Origin of the sequence: Roseovarius sp. MBR-6 (genome assembly GCF_040547525.1) — a bacterium.
GTDB lineage: Bacteria > Pseudomonadota > Alphaproteobacteria > Rhodobacterales > Rhodobacteraceae > Roseovarius.
In genome coordinates this window covers 391,311-406,535 of the sequence record NZ_JBEPPW010000002.1, presented here as the reverse complement: position 1 = coordinate 406,535, position 15,225 = coordinate 391,311, and the positions used below count along the sequence as shown (strand labels likewise).

The following is a 15,225-nucleotide window of genomic DNA, read 5'->3' as shown; positions in this document are numbered from 1 at the left end:
CGCTGACGCCCGCGCTCCATAGGTTCGCGGCAAGTGTCCGATCATAGGAGAGAGCCAATGGCCACCGTCGCCGTAACCGATGCCACCTTCGATGCCGAGGTGAAGAATTCCGACATACCCGTCGTGGTGGATTTCTGGGCCGAGTGGTGTGGGCCCTGCAAACAGATCGGTCCCGCCCTTGAGGAACTGTCGACCGAGCTTGCGGGCCGCGTCAAGGTCGTCAAGGTCGATGTCGATTCCAACCCCAATTCCGCCGTTGCCATGGGCGTGCGCGGTATCCCCGCGCTCTTCATCTTCAAGGATGGCGAGGTGGTTTCCAACCGCGCCGGCGCCGCCCCCAAGGCCGCGCTGCAAAGCTGGATCGAAGACAGCATCTGAGCCACCGCTTAACGCATGTCAGGGGTCGCGCATGTCGCGGCCCCTTTTCTTTTGTCTGCCAATCGGCATGATCGCGCCATGACCCTGACCAATTCCGATATCGCAGACCTGACCGCCCTGCGGCATGAGCTGCACCGCCACCCCGAGATTTCGGGCGAGGAGGCCATGACCGCGCAGCGCATCGAGGTGGCGCTTGCCCCGCTTGCGCCCGATAGTCTCGTCACCGGGCTTGGTGGGCACGGGCTTGCCGCTGTCTTTGACGGATCCGCCCCTGGCCCCACTGTGCTTTTCCGTTGTGAGCTTGACGCGCTGCCCATCGAAGAGCAAAGCGCGCTGCCGCACCGCTCCACCGTTCCCGGCAAGGGCCATCTCTGCGGTCATGACGGACATATGGCGATCCTCATGGGCCTTGCCCGCATGCTGTCGCGCCAGCGTCCCGCGCGGGGCCGGGCCGTCCTCCTTTTTCAGCCCGCCGAGGAGACCGGCGCCGGTGCTGCATCAGTCCTTGCCGATCCGAAATTCGAGACCATTTCACCCGATTACGCGTTTTCCTTGCATAATATGCCCGGCTTGCCATTGGGCCATGTCGGCCTTGCGCCCGGTCCGGTCAACTGCGCCTCGCGTGGCATGGCCATGATACTGACCGGGAAATCCGCCCATGCCTCCGAGCCGGAAAACGGTGCCTCCCCGATGGCCGCCTTGTCCCGTCTCATGCCGGCGCTGACCGCGCTCAGCCATGGCACGACCGCGCGCCCGGATTATACCCTCGCCACAGTGACCCATGCCCAAATGGGCGCGCCCGCCTTCGGCATCGCACCGGGCGAGGCCAGGCTTTACGTCACCCTGCGCACGCTCACCGATGACCGCATGGCCGCGCTATGTGAGGCCGCCGAAACGCTCCTGGAGGAAACGGCACAGGCCCACAACCTCGGTGTCACGCACAGCTATCAAGACATCTTCGCCCATTGTGAGAACCACCCGGATGCGACCCTGATCCTGCGGAATGCGCTCGATGCGCTGGCCATATCCCACGACACGCGCGGCCTGCCCATGCGCGCGTCAGAGGATTTCGGGCGCTTTGGCCATGCCGCCTGCGCCGCCATGCTGTTTCTCGGCGCGGGCGAGGATCACGCCGCGCTGCACAATCCCGATTACGACTTTCCCGACGACCTCATTCCCATCGGCAGCCGCATTTTCGCGCAGATCGCGCGCGACCTTCTGGGTTGACCGCGCCCTTGCACCCCGCGCGCACCCCTTCCATATAGGCCAAGGCAAAACGGAGACCCCCATGAGCGATTTTCCCGGCTGGCACGGCACCACCATCATCGGCGTCAGGCGCGGCGGTGAGGTGGTGATCGCGGGCGATGGTCAGGTGAGCCTTGGCCAGACCGTGATCAAGGGCACGGCCCGCAAGGTGCGCCGCCTCAGCCCCGGCGGTCATCCGGTTGTCGCGGGCTTTGCCGGCTCGACGGCGGACGCCTTCACCCTGCTCGAGCGGCTCGAGGCCAAGCTCGAAGCGACGCCGGGGCAGTTGCAGCGCGCCTGCGTCGATCTGGCCAAGGACTGGCGCACCGACAAATACCTGCAAAAACTCGAGGCGATGCTGATCGTCACCGACGGCGCGCAGCTTTACGTCATCACCGGCGCGGGCGATGTTCTGGAACCCGAACATGACATCGCCGCCATCGGATCGGGCGGCAATTTCGCCCTCGCCGCCGCGCGTGGCCTTGCGGAGAACCCAACCCTCACCGCCGAAGACATCGCCCGCCGCGCCATGGCCATCGCCGCCGATATCTGCGTCTACACAAATGGCAACCTGACGGTCGAGCGTATTCAACCCTGACCGGAGATCTTGGCCTCCATATAGGCGCGCAACACGGCGTTCATCCGCGTCTGATAGCCTTTGCCTTGGCTGCGGAAAAACTCGACAATATCGGGATCGAGGCGCAGCGAGATGAGCTTCTTTGGCATCGGCTCAACCAGACGCGCCTTGGACCAGTCAACTTCGAACTCTTGTTCCCCCTCATAAGGCGGGGAGTTCTTCAAGGCCTCCCAGTCCGTTTCGCCCTTAAGCTCGCGGGCCTCCTCCAGTGTGTAACGTCTGATATCGCTCTTGCTCATCCTTTCGTGCCCTTCTCGCCGTGATCAGGCGGACAGTATCGCCTCGCATTGTAAAGACGATGGCAATCAGCGTGTTCGCCAATGGCCCGATGGCGATGAAGCGGTCCTCTACGTCGCTTTTTGCAGTTAAAATCATAGGGTTTGCCAAAAGGACTTGTATGGCATCGGCAAAGTCGATCCCGTGCTTCCTTTTCGTCGCCACTCGCTTGGCTTCGTCCCATTCGAAATTCATGTCCGGCTCCGTTTGCGAGAATATTACCACTGCCTGCCATGATAGCCTTCTCGCCTCGCCGGTATCAGATGAAGAATTTCACATGAAAGATACACTTTGTAGCTACAATTTTCAACCCCTTCAAATCCCCCCCCACACTGCGTATCTCTGCCGCAAACCGGTAAAGGATTCCTCAATGACCGACCTGACCCCGCGCGAGATCGTCTCGGAGCTTGACCGCTACATCATCGGCCAGAAGGACGCCAAGCGCGCGGTCGCCGTCGCCCTGCGCAACCGCTGGCGGCGCAAGCAACTGCCCGAGGGCCTGCGCGATGAGGTTTATCCCAAGAACATCCTGATGATCGGCCCCACCGGCGTCGGCAAGACCGAGATCTCCCGCCGCCTCGCCAAGCTTGCCCGCGCCCCCTTCCTCAAGGTCGAAGCGACCAAGTTCACCGAGGTGGGCTATGTCGGCCGCGACGTCGAGCAGATCATCCGCGATCTCGTCGATACCGCCATCGCGCAGACCCGCGAGCACATGCGCGAGGACGTCAAGGCCCGCGCCCACAAGGCCGCCGAGGATCGTGTCATCGCCGCCATCGCCGGAGAGGACGCCCGCGACGGCACGCGCGAGATGTTCCGCAAGAAGCTCCGCGCCGGAGAGCTTGACGCAACCGTGATCGAGGTCTCGCTGGCCGATACCTCCAACCCCCTCGGAATGATGGACATTCCCGGCCAGCCCGGCGGCCAGATGGGCGCGCTCAACCTCGGCGACATCTTCGGCAAGGCGTTCGGTCAGCGCCGCACCACCAAGCGCCTCACCGTCGCCGAGAGCTATGACCTGCTGATCAGCGAGGAGGCTGACAAGCTGCTCGACGACGAAACCGTGACCCGCACCGCCGTTGAGGCGGTCGAACAGAACGGCATCGTCTTTCTCGACGAGATTGACAAGGTCTGCGCCCGCGCCGAGACGCGCGGCGGCGACGTCAGCCGCGAGGGCGTGCAGCGCGACCTCTTGCCGCTGATCGAGGGCACCACCGTTTCCACCAAGCACGGCCCCGTGCGCACCGATCACATCCTCTTCATCGCGTCCGGTGCCTTCCACATCGCCAAACCCTCGGACCTCCTGCCCGAACTGCAAGGCCGCCTGCCCATCCGGGTGGAGTTGCGCGCCCTCACCGAGGCCGATTTCGTCCGCATCCTGACCGAGACCGACAACGCCCTCACCCTGCAATACACCGCGCTGATGGGCACCGAGGAGGTCACGGTCAGCTTCACCGAGGACGGCATCGCCGCGCTCGCCCATATCGCGGCGGAGGTCAACCGGTCGGTCGAGAACATCGGCGCGCGGCGGCTTTATACGGTGATGGAACGGGTGTTCGAGGAACTCAGCTTCACCGCCCCCGACCGCTCGGGCGAGAGCGTGGTGGTGGATGCGGCGTTTGTGGAGAAGAATTTGGGCGAGTTGATGCGGTCGGCGGATTTGTCGAGGTATGTTTTGTAGAGGGGGGAAGCTGCACACAGGTGCCAAGTATTCTTCCCCGATGGTACACTTCTGCGCCCCCTAAAGCCGATGCTCATGTTGTATTAGTGAGCAAAGAACGGTCATCGTCCGCTTGCTGACGAAGCGCAAAGCCGCTATTCCTTTAAGAAGTTTAAAAGAGACGTGCACATGAGCATCGCGATCTATTGTGACGAATCTTGCCATCTAGAGCATGATGAAAGCACAGCCATGGGCTTGGGCTCAATTTGGACGAACCGCAGTTCTGTTCGCCTACTTTCAGCACAACTTCGTGATATCAAGCGGAGACATAACGCGAACGGGGAATTGAAATGGACCAAAGTGTCGACCTCTCGGATTGATTTCTATCAAGAGGTTGTTGATTGGTTTTTTGACAATGACGCCATCCATTTTCGGGCGCTGATCGTGCCAGACAAAAGACTTTTGGATCACGACACTTTCAATGCTGGAAGTCATGATGCATTTTATTACAAGATGTTTTTCTCCCTGCTTAATAAGATTATTTCACCTGTCGAACAGAACGAGATTTACATTGACATCAAGGATACAAGGAGCAAATTTAAGGTTCAGAAACTTAAAGAGGTCCTGTGCAATGATCGTTATGACTTCACGGGTGAAAGGATCTCCAAGATTCAGCACGCTCGGTCGCACGAGCTGGAGCTTATGCAGCTCACTGACTTGTTTTTGGGAGCGCTTGTTTATGCTCAACGTGGGCTAGATTCAAGCCTTGCAAAGATGGCTATCTGCAAACGCATTGAAGCCAAGCTTAAACGGTCTTTGCTAGTTTCAACACCTCTGAGCAACCAGAAGTTCAACATTTTCGTCTGGCGTCCGAGGGTGAACTGATGCCTTTGCCGCCAATGATAGACACCGATGGAAACTGGGAAGACGTTGTTAGTAGACTCGATTCGGAGTTTACTAAAGTTTTTCGATGCAATCCGCGCAGACAGTTCGAAGGAAAGCCTATTGTTTACAACTCATCGATCAAGGACGGTGACATAGAGGAGGGCGTTTGGCACGTGATATCCAAAGGCAACCCGAGGCTATTTGATCCTGAGCGTGCGCGCCGCCTATCGTGGATCCAATCCATGTTGGAAGGAACGGCTCAAAGTCTTAGCCGTTGGCGCTATGTCGAGGGCGACGGTACGGTGAAAATCTACCTTTGGCTTGAATTCGAAAGATACGTGGTCATTCTCGCCGAAAAAAAGCATGTCGTCGTTCTAGTTACAGCCTTCTATGTCTCACAGGCTTGGACCATCAGAGACTTGGACAAAAAACGGAGCAAAGGTTACGTATTTTAATGCAAAAGCCGCCCAACCATGAGATTAAGCGGCTTTCGAGCTCCTTCTGCCATGGGCAGATGAACAACCTATAGATAGATGATTAAGTGGATTTGTCAAGGGCGAATCGAATTCTGGCAAACAAAACTGCTTTAAAGTCAAGTGTTTTCTATATGGTGTGGCACTCTACTCGATCAATGCTAGCGCTGGTGCTGGCGTGTCGCATGCCGAGCACCCGTGTTAGATTGGATAACGCTCCCCACCCCCCCGTCATTCCCCCAAAGGCAGGACTCTCCCCCACGCAGCACCCACCCCAGGAGATCCCCGCTTTCGCGGGGATGACGGTGTGTTTGTGGCGGCGTCCCGCCCCCGCCGACCGCGCCGTTACCCCGCGCCTCGCCGGTAGCCCGCCCCGCGCGGCATCCGGCACCGGCGCGATATCGACACGCTACCGGCAGGAAACCGGCGCGATCCCGGCCGGGGGTTTGCCGTGGTGACAGGGTCCTGATCCCCCGGGTCCGGGCGGGTGGGTGGAAACCGCTTTTCTCTCCCCCGGTTTCGCGCGACTTAAGGACATGTCGATTCTCGCCTTTCTCCGGGACAATGCGCGCTGGCTGACGGTCGGTGTCTTGCTCACGTTTCTGTCGAGTTTCGGGCAGACCTATTTCATCTCGGTCTTTGCCGGGGAAATCCGGGCGGGGTTCGGGCTCAGTCACGGGGAATGGGGCGGAATATACACGCTTGGCACCACCGCCTCGGCGCTGCTGATGGTCTGGGCCGGGGGGTTGACCGATCTCTTCCGTGTGCGCGTGCTGGCCCCCATCGTTCTGGTCGGCATGGTGCTGGCCTGTCTGGCGATGGCGCTCAACCCGGTGTGGTGGCTCCTGCCGGTGATCGTCTTCGCGCTGCGCTTTGCCGGGCAGGGGATGATGAGCCACCTTGCCGTCGTCGCCATGGCGCGCTGGTTCGTCGCCACCCGCGGCAAGGCCCTGTCGGTGGCGACGCTGGGCAATGCGATCGGAGAATCGTTGCTGCCCATCGTGTTCGTGGCGCTGCTGGTCACGTATGACTGGCGGACGCTGTGGGTTGTGGCGGGGGTCGCGGCCTTCATCGGCATCCCGCTGCTTCTTTTGCTCCTCCGAAAGGAACGCACGCCGCAAAGCTGGGCACAGACAAGCCAGTCGCTCGGGATGCGCGGGCGGCACTGGACGCGCGGGGAAACGCTGCGGCATTTCCTGTTCTGGTTCATGGTGCCCGCATTGCTGGGGCCGTCCGCCTTCAACACCGCGTTTTTCTTTCACCAGGTCCATATCGCCGAGGTGAAGGCCGTGGCGCATCTGGACCTCGTCGCCATGTTCCCGCTCTACACGCTGGTCGGCATCGGCGCGATGGTGCTGGCCGGGTTCCTGATCGACCGGCTTGGCACGTCGCGGGTGCTGCCGTTCATCCAGCTTCCGATGATCGGGGCCTTCCTTGTGTTTTCGGTCTCGGACGGGCCCCTTCTGCTGCTCGCCGGCTTTGTCCTGCTGGCGCTCACCACCGGGGCCAACAGCGTGGTGCCCAATGCCTTCTGGGCCGAGTTCTATGGCAGCGCCAATATGGGCTCGATCAAGGCGATGGCGGCGGCGATCATGGTGCTCGGCTCGGCCATCGGTCCCGGGATTACCGGGCTCGCGATTGATCTCGGGATCGGGATCGAGACGCAATTTGTGATGATCGCAGCCTATTTCGCCTTTTCGAGCCTGATGATGACAATCGGCGTGCTCCGCGCCCGACCAGAGCTATCGCTGCCGCTTTAGATAGACGTAATAGGCCCCGCCCCCGCCATGCCGCAGATGCGCCTCGGTTATCTGGAGCACGAGTGGCCCGAGCGGTGCCATGCGCAACCAATGCGGCACATTATGGCGCAACACGCCCTGGCGCACGGGGATCGGGCCACCATCGTCGCGGTGCTTGCCCTTTCCTGTGACGACCAGAACCAGCCTCCGGCCCTGACCATGCGCGCGCAGGATGAAGCCGGTAAGCGCGCCATGTGCCTGATCCAGCGTCATGCCGTGCAGGTCGATCTTGACCTCGGGCGTCAGCTTGCCGCGCCGCAACCGCTCGAACGCCTTGCGATCCATCGCGACGGGTGGGGTTTTGCTTCGGTCGGTGAGACCGGGCAGCATATCGAGACCGGGCGCGCCGGGGCGCGCGACCGGCCCAGGACGGAACGGCGCGATTGGTTGCGACGCCGGGTCCTCGCGTGGCGCGGGTTTGGAGAGGAGCGGCATCGCGGGCCGCTGCGGCTTGAGTGGCACGGTGCGGCGCGCGACCTCCTGCCAGAGCGCCTCTTCCTCGGGGCGCAGGTGGCGCTTGCGGGTCACTGGCCGGTCTCCATCAGCATCGCGTAGGCGCGCTGGATCGGCATGAGAACGACCATGCGCCCCGGATCACGCAAGCGCCCCGCCGCGCGCCCGGCATCCGCGCCGGTGCCGAAAAAGATATCCGCCCTCTGCGGCCCCTTGATCGCCGAGCCGGTATCCTGCGCCACCATCAACCGGCGGATCGGCCCGTGCCCCTCCTTTTCGATCCAGACCGGCGCTCCGAGCGGCACATGGGCCGGATCAACCGCGATCGTGCGCCCTGCCGTCACCGAACGGTTCATCGCACCAAGCGGGCCGCGGTCCGGCGGGACCTGGTCCACGCGCCGGAAAAACACATAGGATGGGTTGTGATGGAGCAACGCTTCGCCGGCCTCCGGGTTACGCCGCACCCAGTTCTTGATCACCTCGGCCGAGACCTGATGCGCCTCGTAGACACCAAGGCGCACCAGTTCGCTGCCAATGGAGCGATAGGGATGGCCGTTCGCGCCGCCATACCCGACGCGGATCACCCCGCCATCCGGCAGCCGGATGCGGCCTGACCCCTGAATCTGGAGGAAAAACAGCTCGACCGGGTCATCGACCCAGGCGATTTCCAATCCGCGGCCCGACATCACATCGCCGGACAGGATCTCGCGCCGTGACAGCCAAGGGCTGACCTCGCGCGCTTCGGGCGGCATCCGGTAGACCGGGTAGCGGTAGCGCCCGCCGGGTTGCAGCGCGCCGCGCAGCTCCGGCTCGAAATATCCCGTGAAAAGCGCCGGGCTTCCGTCCGAAATCATCACCGGACGAAAGAACAGTTCGAAAAACGTCCGTGCGTCCGGTCCGGTCTGCGCGAGGGCGCAAAGCGATTGCCAGTCCGGATCCTTCATATCGGCACAGGTTTCGTTGAAAACCGTGAGCGCGCGCGCGTGGTCATCCTCCGCCCAACCGCGCAGGTCGGAAAAATCCAGGATCTCGTGTCGAAACTCAGACGCGCCCGCCATGGCCGACCATAGCGTCAAAATCAGGGGAAACGCGTGCCGCGCTCCGGTCATTCGCCCGTGGCAACAAGCCGCCAGTTCGGATCGTCCGCACCCATGATGCGCTCATAAGTCCACAGATCCTTCTGCCTCTTGCTGCGCCCGGGTTCGCCTTCGACAATCTCGCCATTGGCATCGCGCACCACCGAAACAAGCTCGGCGACATAACGCACGTCAATCTCTGCACGGCGGCTTGCCGGATCGAACCTTGCGTCATTGAGCGCAAGGTCACGAATGCCGATGAATTCCGACTCGATCTTCAGCCCCTGCTGCTCACGCGAATCGACGACCTGGGCAAAGGCCTCATAGACCTCGGGCGACAGAAACGGCGTCACCTCGTCGAGCGTGCCACGCTCGAAAGCCATGAGGATCATCTCATAGGCCCCCCGCGCACCCTGAAGGAAATCGGTCACGCCGAAATCCTGTTCGATCCGCTTCATCTCTGCGAGCGCGGCAGCAGCGTCTGAATCCTCGGGCACATGATCGGTGATGTCGTGATCGGGACCGCCCTCGATCACCTCGAAGCCGCGACGCTCCACCGGCTTTTCAAGCGGACGCGTGGCGGGTTTTCGCTCAAAACCTTCCCGCGTGCCGAGAACTCTCTTGAGCCGGACAATCAGGAAAATGGCGATACCGGCGAGAACCAGTAATTGCAGGATCGGCGAATTCATGAGCACCTCGTGTCGTGCGGGGCATGGCAGGCTCTGTCACTTGCCCCTATGTAGGGGAGGGACGTGGCCAAGTCCACCACAAGCCACGCAAATCCAAGGAGGCCGTCCATGTGGCTCTTGCTGGCATTCATCGCCGTGCCGCTGATCGAGATCGCACTCTTCATTCAGGTTGGCGGGGTTATCGGCCTTTGGCCGACTTTGGCCATCGTGATCCTGACTGCCCTTGCGGGCACAGCTCTTTTGCGGCGACAGGGATTTCAGGAAATGAACCGGCTGCGCGCGGCCCTTGGCGGCGATGGCGATCCGTCGGAGCCGCTGGTTCACGGGGCAATGATCCTCTTCGCAGGTGCGCTCTTGCTCACGCCGGGATTTTTTACCGACGCCGTCGGCTTTGCCCTGCTGCTGCCGCCGGTGCGCGCCTGGCTGTTCGCGCAAATCCGCAGACGCATCGTGGTGCATGACATGAACCGGCCCAGGCCCCGGCCCGATATCATCGAGGGCGAGTATGAAGCCGTCGAGCCGGACAGAAATGACCCCTCGGGCTGGACCAGGCATTGAGGCGCGGCCGCTCCCCTGCTAAGCAATCGCGGACTTCATTTCGATCAGGAGAGCCAGATGGCCGAACACGAGAACGGAGCCGCGCCGGAAACCGCCGGAGCCACAGAACAGCAGCCGCAACCGCAACTCAAGATGCAGATTCTCACGCAATTCGTGCGCGATCTGTCATTCGAGAACGTGCTTGCCCAACGCGGCACCGGCGGCGAGGTGCAACCCGACGTGCAGGTGACCGTCAATCTTGACGCCAAGAAGCGGGCCGTCGAGCATCAATACGAGGTCGCCTGCAAACTCAATATCACCTCGCGCAACAAGGGGAGCGAAGATGCGCTCTTCGTGTTCGAGATGGACTATGTCGGCGTTTTCCACATCGAAGGCGTGCCCGACGATCAGCTTCACCCGTTCCTGTTGATCGAGTGTCCGCGCCAGATCTTCCCCTTCATGCGCCGCGTCGTGAGCGATGTGACGCGTGACGGTGGCTTTCCACCTCTCAACCTCGACAATATCGATTTCGTGCAGCTTTACCGCCATGAGATCGCGCGCCGTCAGGCCGCGGCCCCCGCGGCCCAGGCCTGATCACCGCGACCAGAGCGCCGCGTCGCCCATCCGCGCCACAAAGGCGTCATGGGCGGCGCGTTCCTCGGCGGTGAGGCGCGGCGCGAGCGGGCGCGGTCTTGGACCGGGGCGCCAGTCCGTGTGGGGCTTGCCGCCCGATGAGGTGGCGGCCATCGGCCGTGCCGCCAGCGCGAAATCCGGCTGCCGCCCGCCAATCAGTTCAAGATAGACCTCGGCCAGGATCTGTGAATCGAGCAGCGCCCCGTGCAGCGTGCGCCCGGAATTGTCGATGGCAAAGCGGCGGCACAGGGCATCGAGCGAGGCAGGCGCGCCGGGAAACTTTTGCCGCGCCATGCTCAACGTGTCGATAGCCCGCTCGAGTGGCAGACCGGACAGGCCCGCCCATCCAAGTTCTGCATTGAGAAATTTCATGTCGAAGGCGGCATTGTGGATCACCAGCCTGGCATCGCCGACGAAATCCAGAAACGCCTGTCCCACCGATGCAAACAGCGGCTTGTCCCGCAGCGTCACCTCGCCCTCGCGCGGAGCGCGCGACACCGTCAGCAAATCGGGCCCGATTCCGTGCACGCCAAAGGCATCCTCGGGCATGTCGCGCGCCGGATTGACATATTGGTGAAAGGTGCGCCCGGTCGGCATGTGGTTGTAAAGCTCAAGCGCGCCGATCTCGACGATCCGATGACCTTCGGACGGCTCGAACCCGGTGGTTTCCGTATCCAGAACGATTTCACGCATGGGCGATCCGCCTCCTGATATCCGCCATCACCGTCCGCACCTGAGCGCGCGCATGGTCCGGCGTGTCGGTTTCGATCACGTAATCCGCACGGGCGCGTTTTTCGCTATCGGGCATCTGTCGGGCCAGAATGGTCTCGAATTCCGCGTCGCTCATCGTGCCGCGCGCCAGAACGCGGGCGCGCTGCGTCTCGGGCGGGGCGCTCACCACCACAACGGCGTCAAACCCGGTCGCACCCGTCTCAAAAAGCAGCGGGATATCAAGAACGGTCACATCCGCCGTTTGAGCCGCGAGGAACGCGGCCCGGTCCTCGGCCACCAGCGGATGAACGATGGCCTCGATCCGCCTGAGCGCCGCCGGATCGCGCGCGATGATCTCCTTGAGACGGGCGCGCTGCACCTCTCCGCGCTCGACTGCACCGGGAAAAGCGCGCGCCATGGGGGCCACCGCCGCGCCGCCGCGGGAATAGAGACGATGCACCGCCGCATCCGCATCCCAAAGCGCACACCCTTCTTCGACGAATAACTGCGCCGTCGTCGATTTTCCCATCCCGATGGATCCGGTCAATCCCAACCGAAATGTCATCTGAGCGCCGCTGCCCGCGTCGCCGCATCAACCTCGGGCCGCGCGCCGAACCAGCGCTCGAACCCCGGCACGGCCTGATGCAGAAGCATCCCCAGTCCATCGACCGTGACGCACCCCATTGCTTCGGCCACCTCCAGCAGCCGGGTCTTGAGCGGGGCATAAACCAGGTCCGTCACCAGGGCACCCTTTTGCAGCCCGTCCAGCGGCACACGCAGCGCCGGTTTGCCCACCATGCCGAGTGATGTGGTGTTCACCACCGTCGCGGCATGTTCGAGCATATTGCCTGCCTGCACCCAATCCACCACCCGCAGCTTGCGCCCGAATTCCTGTTGCAACGCCTCGGCCCGGAGCCTTGTGCGGTTGGAGATCAGGATTTCTGGTGCCCCGGCATCACGCAGCGCGACCACGACCGCGCGTGCGGCTCCGCCAGCCCCCAGCACGGCTGCGGGTCCTGCGGTCACATCCCAGCCGGGCGCGCCCTGCCTGAGGTTTTCGATAAATCCATATCCATCGGTGTTGTCTGCGTGGATCGTCCCATCACGAAAGCTGAGCGTGTTCGCAGCGCCGATGATCGTCGCGCGATCACTGACATGATCAGCCAGCCTCAGAACGCGCTCCTTGTAGGGCACGGTGACGTTCACACCCACGAACCCAAGCTTGGGAAGGCTCCGCAACGCCTCTTCGAGATCGGTCTCGGCGACCTCCATCGGAATGTAGAAACCTCGTATTCCAAGACTCTTCAGCCAATGTCCATGAACTTGCGGGGAGCGCGAATGGGAAATCGGCGATCCGATCACACCGGCCAGCGGAATTGCGTCATGGCTCATTGCGGCAAATCTCCTCGCAGCGTCAGGAAGGCCAGCACATCGAGCAATGGCAGGCCCAATACCGTGAAATAATCGCCTTCGATGCGGGAAAACAAGCGCACTCCTTCAGATTCGAGTTTGTAGGCGCCGACACACCCGGCAATGTCGGGCCAGTTCCGGGCAAGATAATCGTCCAGCCACGCATCGCTGAACGCTCGAACCGTCAGGCGCACCCGCCCGACATGCCGCCAGATCGGCACACCGTCCTGGCAAATCACGACCGCCGACAAGAGATCGTGTGTTCGTCCACGGAGTCTCTGGAGTTGTGCCCGAGCCTCCTCGATGGTGGCGGGCTTTGACAGGATTTCACCCCCAAGATCAAGCACCTGATCGCAGCCGAGCACAAGCTGCGTCCTCTCTTTGAGGCTGACCTTGGTCGCCTTCATTTCTGCCAGCGCATCCGCGATATCGCGCGGTGACATATTCTCGGACAACAAAGCATCCCGCAGACTTGATTCGTCGATCCGGGCGGGACTCACCGTGATGGACAGGCCCGCATTTTCCAGAAGAGTCCGCCTTATGGGTGATGCTGAGGCCAGAACAAGTGGGTGAGCCATGTGGATAACTCCATAACAAGTTTCTTGAACCGGGCGAGATCAAGGCCGCGCCGCATCGCCCTCCCGGACTTCGCCGGGTTCCACGGCGCAACATCTTGGTTTTTCCCCGTGTGGACAAGGATGAAACTTGACTGCGCATAAACCTGACGATGGTGATTTATCAACAGGGTAAAAGATGATCTGAGGATCATTATTATATTTAAGTATCTGATTTTTAACACTCGTTTTACGATCCTTGCTCTTATACCGACATCGGGCAGTATTATTCACTGATTTATCCATATGTGGACGATATCGGGCAAAACCGCGTAATCCACAGATCGGGCCTGCCCTACATCATCATCATATTTTCTATATTTCTTTATTATTTTAAGGAAACACGGGTCCTCCCATAATGGTTGACGCGTTCAAACGAGACGCCTAAGAGTGGGTCAGGTGCCGTCCGGTGCCCTGTGTCCCCTTGATCAATCCGTTATAGCCCTTTGCACGGGCTGAACCTCTTGAGGTCTCTCATGTCCGAAGACTGCGTCTACCTGTCCGATCTCAAGGCGCTTACCGCCAAGGATCTCCTGTCCATCGCCGAGGAACTTGAGATCGAAAACGCCTCGACCATGCGCAAGGGCGAGATGATGTTTTCCATCCTCAAGGAACGGGCCGAGGATGGCTGGCTTGTCTTTGGTGACGGTGTTCTGGAGGTCCTTCAGGACGGGTTCGGGTTTCTGCGGTCGATCGAGGCGAATTACCTGCCCGGCCCGGACGATATCTATGTCTCACCAGAGATGATCCGGCAGTATTCCTTGCGGACGGGCGACACGATCAAGGGCGAGATGCGTCAGCCGGACGATACCGAGCGGTATTTTGCCCTGACCTCGGTCACGGAGATCAATTTTGAGGAGCCTGAGCGCGCTCGTCACAAGATCGCCTTCGAGAACCTGACGCCGCTCTATCCCGATGAGAGGCTCAAGATGGAGGTCGAAGACCCGACCATCAAGGACCGCTCGGCACGGGTGATCGACCTTGTTGCGCCCATCGGCAAGGGCCAGCGGTCTTTGATCGTGGCCCCGCCGCGCACAGGTAAAACGGTTCTTCTGCAAAACATCGCACATAGTATCGAAGTGAACCACCCGGAGTGTTTTCTTATCGTTCTTCTGATCGACGAGCGCCCGGAAGAGGTCACCGACATGAAGCGGTCGGTGAAGGGAGAGGTGATCAGCTCGACCTTCGACGAGCCTGCAACGCGCCATGTCGCCGTATCCGAAATGGTGATCGAGAAGGCCAAACGCCTTGTCGAGCACAAGCGTGATGTGGTGATTCTTCTGGATTCGATTACCCGCCTCGGCCGTGCGTTCAACACCGTTGTTCCGTCGTCGGGCAAGGTGCTGACGGGTGGCGTCGATGCCAATGCGCTTCAGCGTCCCAAGCGGTTTTTCGGCGCCGCGCGCAATATCGAAGAGGGCGGTTCGCTCACGATCATCGCCACGGCGCTCATCGATACCGGAAGCCGTATGGACGAAGTCATCTTCGAAGAGTTCAAGGGCACGGGCAATTCGGAAGTCGTTCTTGATCGCAAGATCGCGGATAAGCGCGTGTTCCCTGCCATCGACATTCTGAAATCCGGGACGCGCAAGGAAGACCTGCTCATCGACAAGCTTGATCTGCAAAAGACCTTTGTGCTTCGGCGTATCCTCAACCCGATGGGAACGACCGACGCTGTCGAGTTCCTCTTGTCCAAGCTCAAGCAAACCAAGTCCAACTCCGAATTCTTCGATTCGATGAACACCTGATCCA

19 protein-coding genes are annotated in these 15,225 nt (G+C 61.1%); 10 read left to right on the top strand and 9 right to left on the bottom strand.

What is annotated here, in order from left to right; genetic code table 11:
* The first annotated feature begins 57 nt into the window (after window positions 1–57).
* The 3 genes from trxA to hslV all read left to right on the top strand — a co-directional run bounded on the left by trxA (window position 58) and on the right by hslV (window position 2,221).
* Window positions 58–378: a thioredoxin gene (trxA, locus tag ABIE57_RS04395; protein ID WP_354537782.1), complete on the top strand. Its 321-nt coding sequence runs from the start codon at window positions 58–60 to the stop codon at window positions 376–378.
* A gap of 78 nt (window positions 379–456) precedes the next feature.
* Window positions 457–1,605, top strand: coding sequence for an amidohydrolase (locus ABIE57_RS04390; protein WP_354537781.1), 1,149 nt, complete (start codon window positions 457–459; stop codon window positions 1,603–1,605).
* 61 nt (window positions 1,606–1,666) lie between these two features.
* Window positions 1,667–2,221 (top strand): ATP-dependent protease subunit HslV, encoded by a 555-nt coding sequence (gene hslV, locus ABIE57_RS04385; RefSeq protein ID WP_354537780.1) that lies wholly within the window; start codon window positions 1,667–1,669, stop codon window positions 2,219–2,221.
* Here hslV and ABIE57_RS04380 read toward each other — a convergent pair.
* Entirely contained in the window at window positions 2,212–2,499 is a 288-nt protein-coding gene (locus ABIE57_RS04380) for a BrnA antitoxin family protein (protein WP_354537779.1), read from the bottom strand. The two genes, hslV and ABIE57_RS04380, sit on opposite strands and share 10 nt — an antisense overlap.
* On the bottom strand, window positions 2,447–2,731 hold the full coding sequence (locus ABIE57_RS04375; protein ID WP_354537778.1) for a BrnT family toxin: 285 nt from the start codon (window positions 2,729–2,731) through the stop codon (window positions 2,447–2,449). The genes ABIE57_RS04380 and ABIE57_RS04375 overlap by 53 nt, the downstream gene beginning before the upstream one ends.
* Before the next feature lie 175 nt (window positions 2,732–2,906).
* On the opposite strand from ABIE57_RS04375, the gene hslU reads away from it, so the two are divergent.
* From hslU to ABIE57_RS04355, 4 genes are all read left to right on the top strand, one after another.
* Window positions 2,907–4,214, top strand: a complete 1,308-nt coding sequence (gene hslU, locus ABIE57_RS04370; RefSeq protein WP_354537777.1) for an ATP-dependent protease ATPase subunit HslU — start codon at window positions 2,907–2,909, stop codon at window positions 4,212–4,214.
* Between the two features lie 168 nt (window positions 4,215–4,382).
* The gene (locus tag ABIE57_RS04365) at window positions 4,383–5,078 is read left to right on the top strand and encodes a DUF3800 domain-containing protein (protein WP_354537776.1); all 696 of its coding nucleotides are present in this window, start codon (window positions 4,383–4,385) and stop codon (window positions 5,076–5,078) included.
* 14 nt (window positions 5,079–5,092) lie between these two features.
* Window positions 5,093–5,533, top strand: a complete 441-nt coding sequence (locus tag ABIE57_RS04360; protein WP_354537775.1) for a hypothetical protein — start codon at window positions 5,093–5,095, stop codon at window positions 5,531–5,533.
* Between the two features lie 554 nt (window positions 5,534–6,087).
* Window positions 6,088–7,311, top strand: coding sequence for an MFS transporter (locus ABIE57_RS04355; protein ID WP_354537774.1), 1,224 nt, complete (start codon window positions 6,088–6,090; stop codon window positions 7,309–7,311).
* Here ABIE57_RS04355 and ABIE57_RS04350 read toward each other — a convergent pair.
* The 3 genes from ABIE57_RS04350 to ABIE57_RS04340 are packed head-to-tail and all read right to left on the bottom strand — an operon-like array spanning window position 7,294 to window position 9,568.
* The gene (locus ABIE57_RS04350) at window positions 7,294–7,878 is read right to left on the bottom strand and encodes a Smr/MutS family protein (RefSeq protein WP_354537773.1); all 585 of its coding nucleotides are present in this window, start codon (window positions 7,876–7,878) and stop codon (window positions 7,294–7,296) included. The two genes, ABIE57_RS04355 and ABIE57_RS04350, sit on opposite strands and share 18 nt — an antisense overlap.
* Complete coding sequence (gene mltA / locus ABIE57_RS04345; RefSeq protein ID WP_354537772.1) at window positions 7,875–8,861, bottom strand: murein transglycosylase A; 987 nt, start codon at window positions 8,859–8,861, stop codon at window positions 7,875–7,877. Before mltA ends, ABIE57_RS04350 begins: the two co-directional genes overlap by 4 nt.
* A gap of 47 nt (window positions 8,862–8,908) precedes the next feature.
* Complete coding sequence (locus ABIE57_RS04340; RefSeq protein WP_354537771.1) at window positions 8,909–9,568, bottom strand: Tim44/TimA family putative adaptor protein; 660 nt, start codon at window positions 9,566–9,568, stop codon at window positions 8,909–8,911.
* A gap of 108 nt (window positions 9,569–9,676) precedes the next feature.
* Between ABIE57_RS04340 and ABIE57_RS04335 the strand changes: the two genes are divergently transcribed.
* On the top strand, window positions 9,677–10,126 hold the full coding sequence (locus tag ABIE57_RS04335) for an FxsA family protein (protein ID WP_354537770.1): 450 nt from the start codon (window positions 9,677–9,679) through the stop codon (window positions 10,124–10,126).
* A gap of 57 nt (window positions 10,127–10,183) precedes the next feature.
* Entirely contained in the window at window positions 10,184–10,699 is a 516-nt protein-coding gene (gene secB, locus ABIE57_RS04330) for a protein-export chaperone SecB (protein ID WP_354537769.1), read from the top strand.
* Here secB and dnaQ read toward each other — a convergent pair whose 3' ends face one another.
* The 4 genes from dnaQ to ABIE57_RS04310 are packed head-to-tail and all read right to left on the bottom strand — an operon-like array spanning window position 10,700 to window position 13,437.
* Window positions 10,700–11,431, bottom strand: coding sequence for a DNA polymerase III subunit epsilon (gene dnaQ, locus ABIE57_RS04325; protein WP_354537768.1), 732 nt, complete (start codon window positions 11,429–11,431; stop codon window positions 10,700–10,702).
* A complete protein-coding gene (gene coaE / locus ABIE57_RS04320; protein WP_354537767.1) occupies window positions 11,424–12,014 on the bottom strand; it encodes a dephospho-CoA kinase in 591 nt (196 codons plus the stop codon). Before coaE ends, dnaQ begins: the two co-directional genes overlap by 8 nt.
* A complete protein-coding gene (locus ABIE57_RS04315; protein WP_354537766.1) occupies window positions 12,011–12,841 on the bottom strand; it encodes a shikimate dehydrogenase in 831 nt (276 codons plus the stop codon). Before ABIE57_RS04315 ends, coaE begins: the two co-directional genes overlap by 4 nt.
* Complete coding sequence (locus ABIE57_RS04310; protein ID WP_354537765.1) at window positions 12,838–13,437, bottom strand: Maf family protein; 600 nt, start codon at window positions 13,435–13,437, stop codon at window positions 12,838–12,840. The genes ABIE57_RS04315 and ABIE57_RS04310 overlap by 4 nt, the downstream gene beginning before the upstream one ends.
* Window positions 13,438–13,949: 512 nt before the next feature.
* Here ABIE57_RS04310 and rho point away from each other — a divergent pair.
* The gene (rho, locus tag ABIE57_RS04305; RefSeq protein WP_354537764.1) at window positions 13,950–15,221 is read left to right on the top strand and encodes a transcription termination factor Rho; all 1,272 of its coding nucleotides are present in this window, start codon (window positions 13,950–13,952) and stop codon (window positions 15,219–15,221) included.
* Window positions 15,222–15,225: the final 4 nt, after the last annotated feature.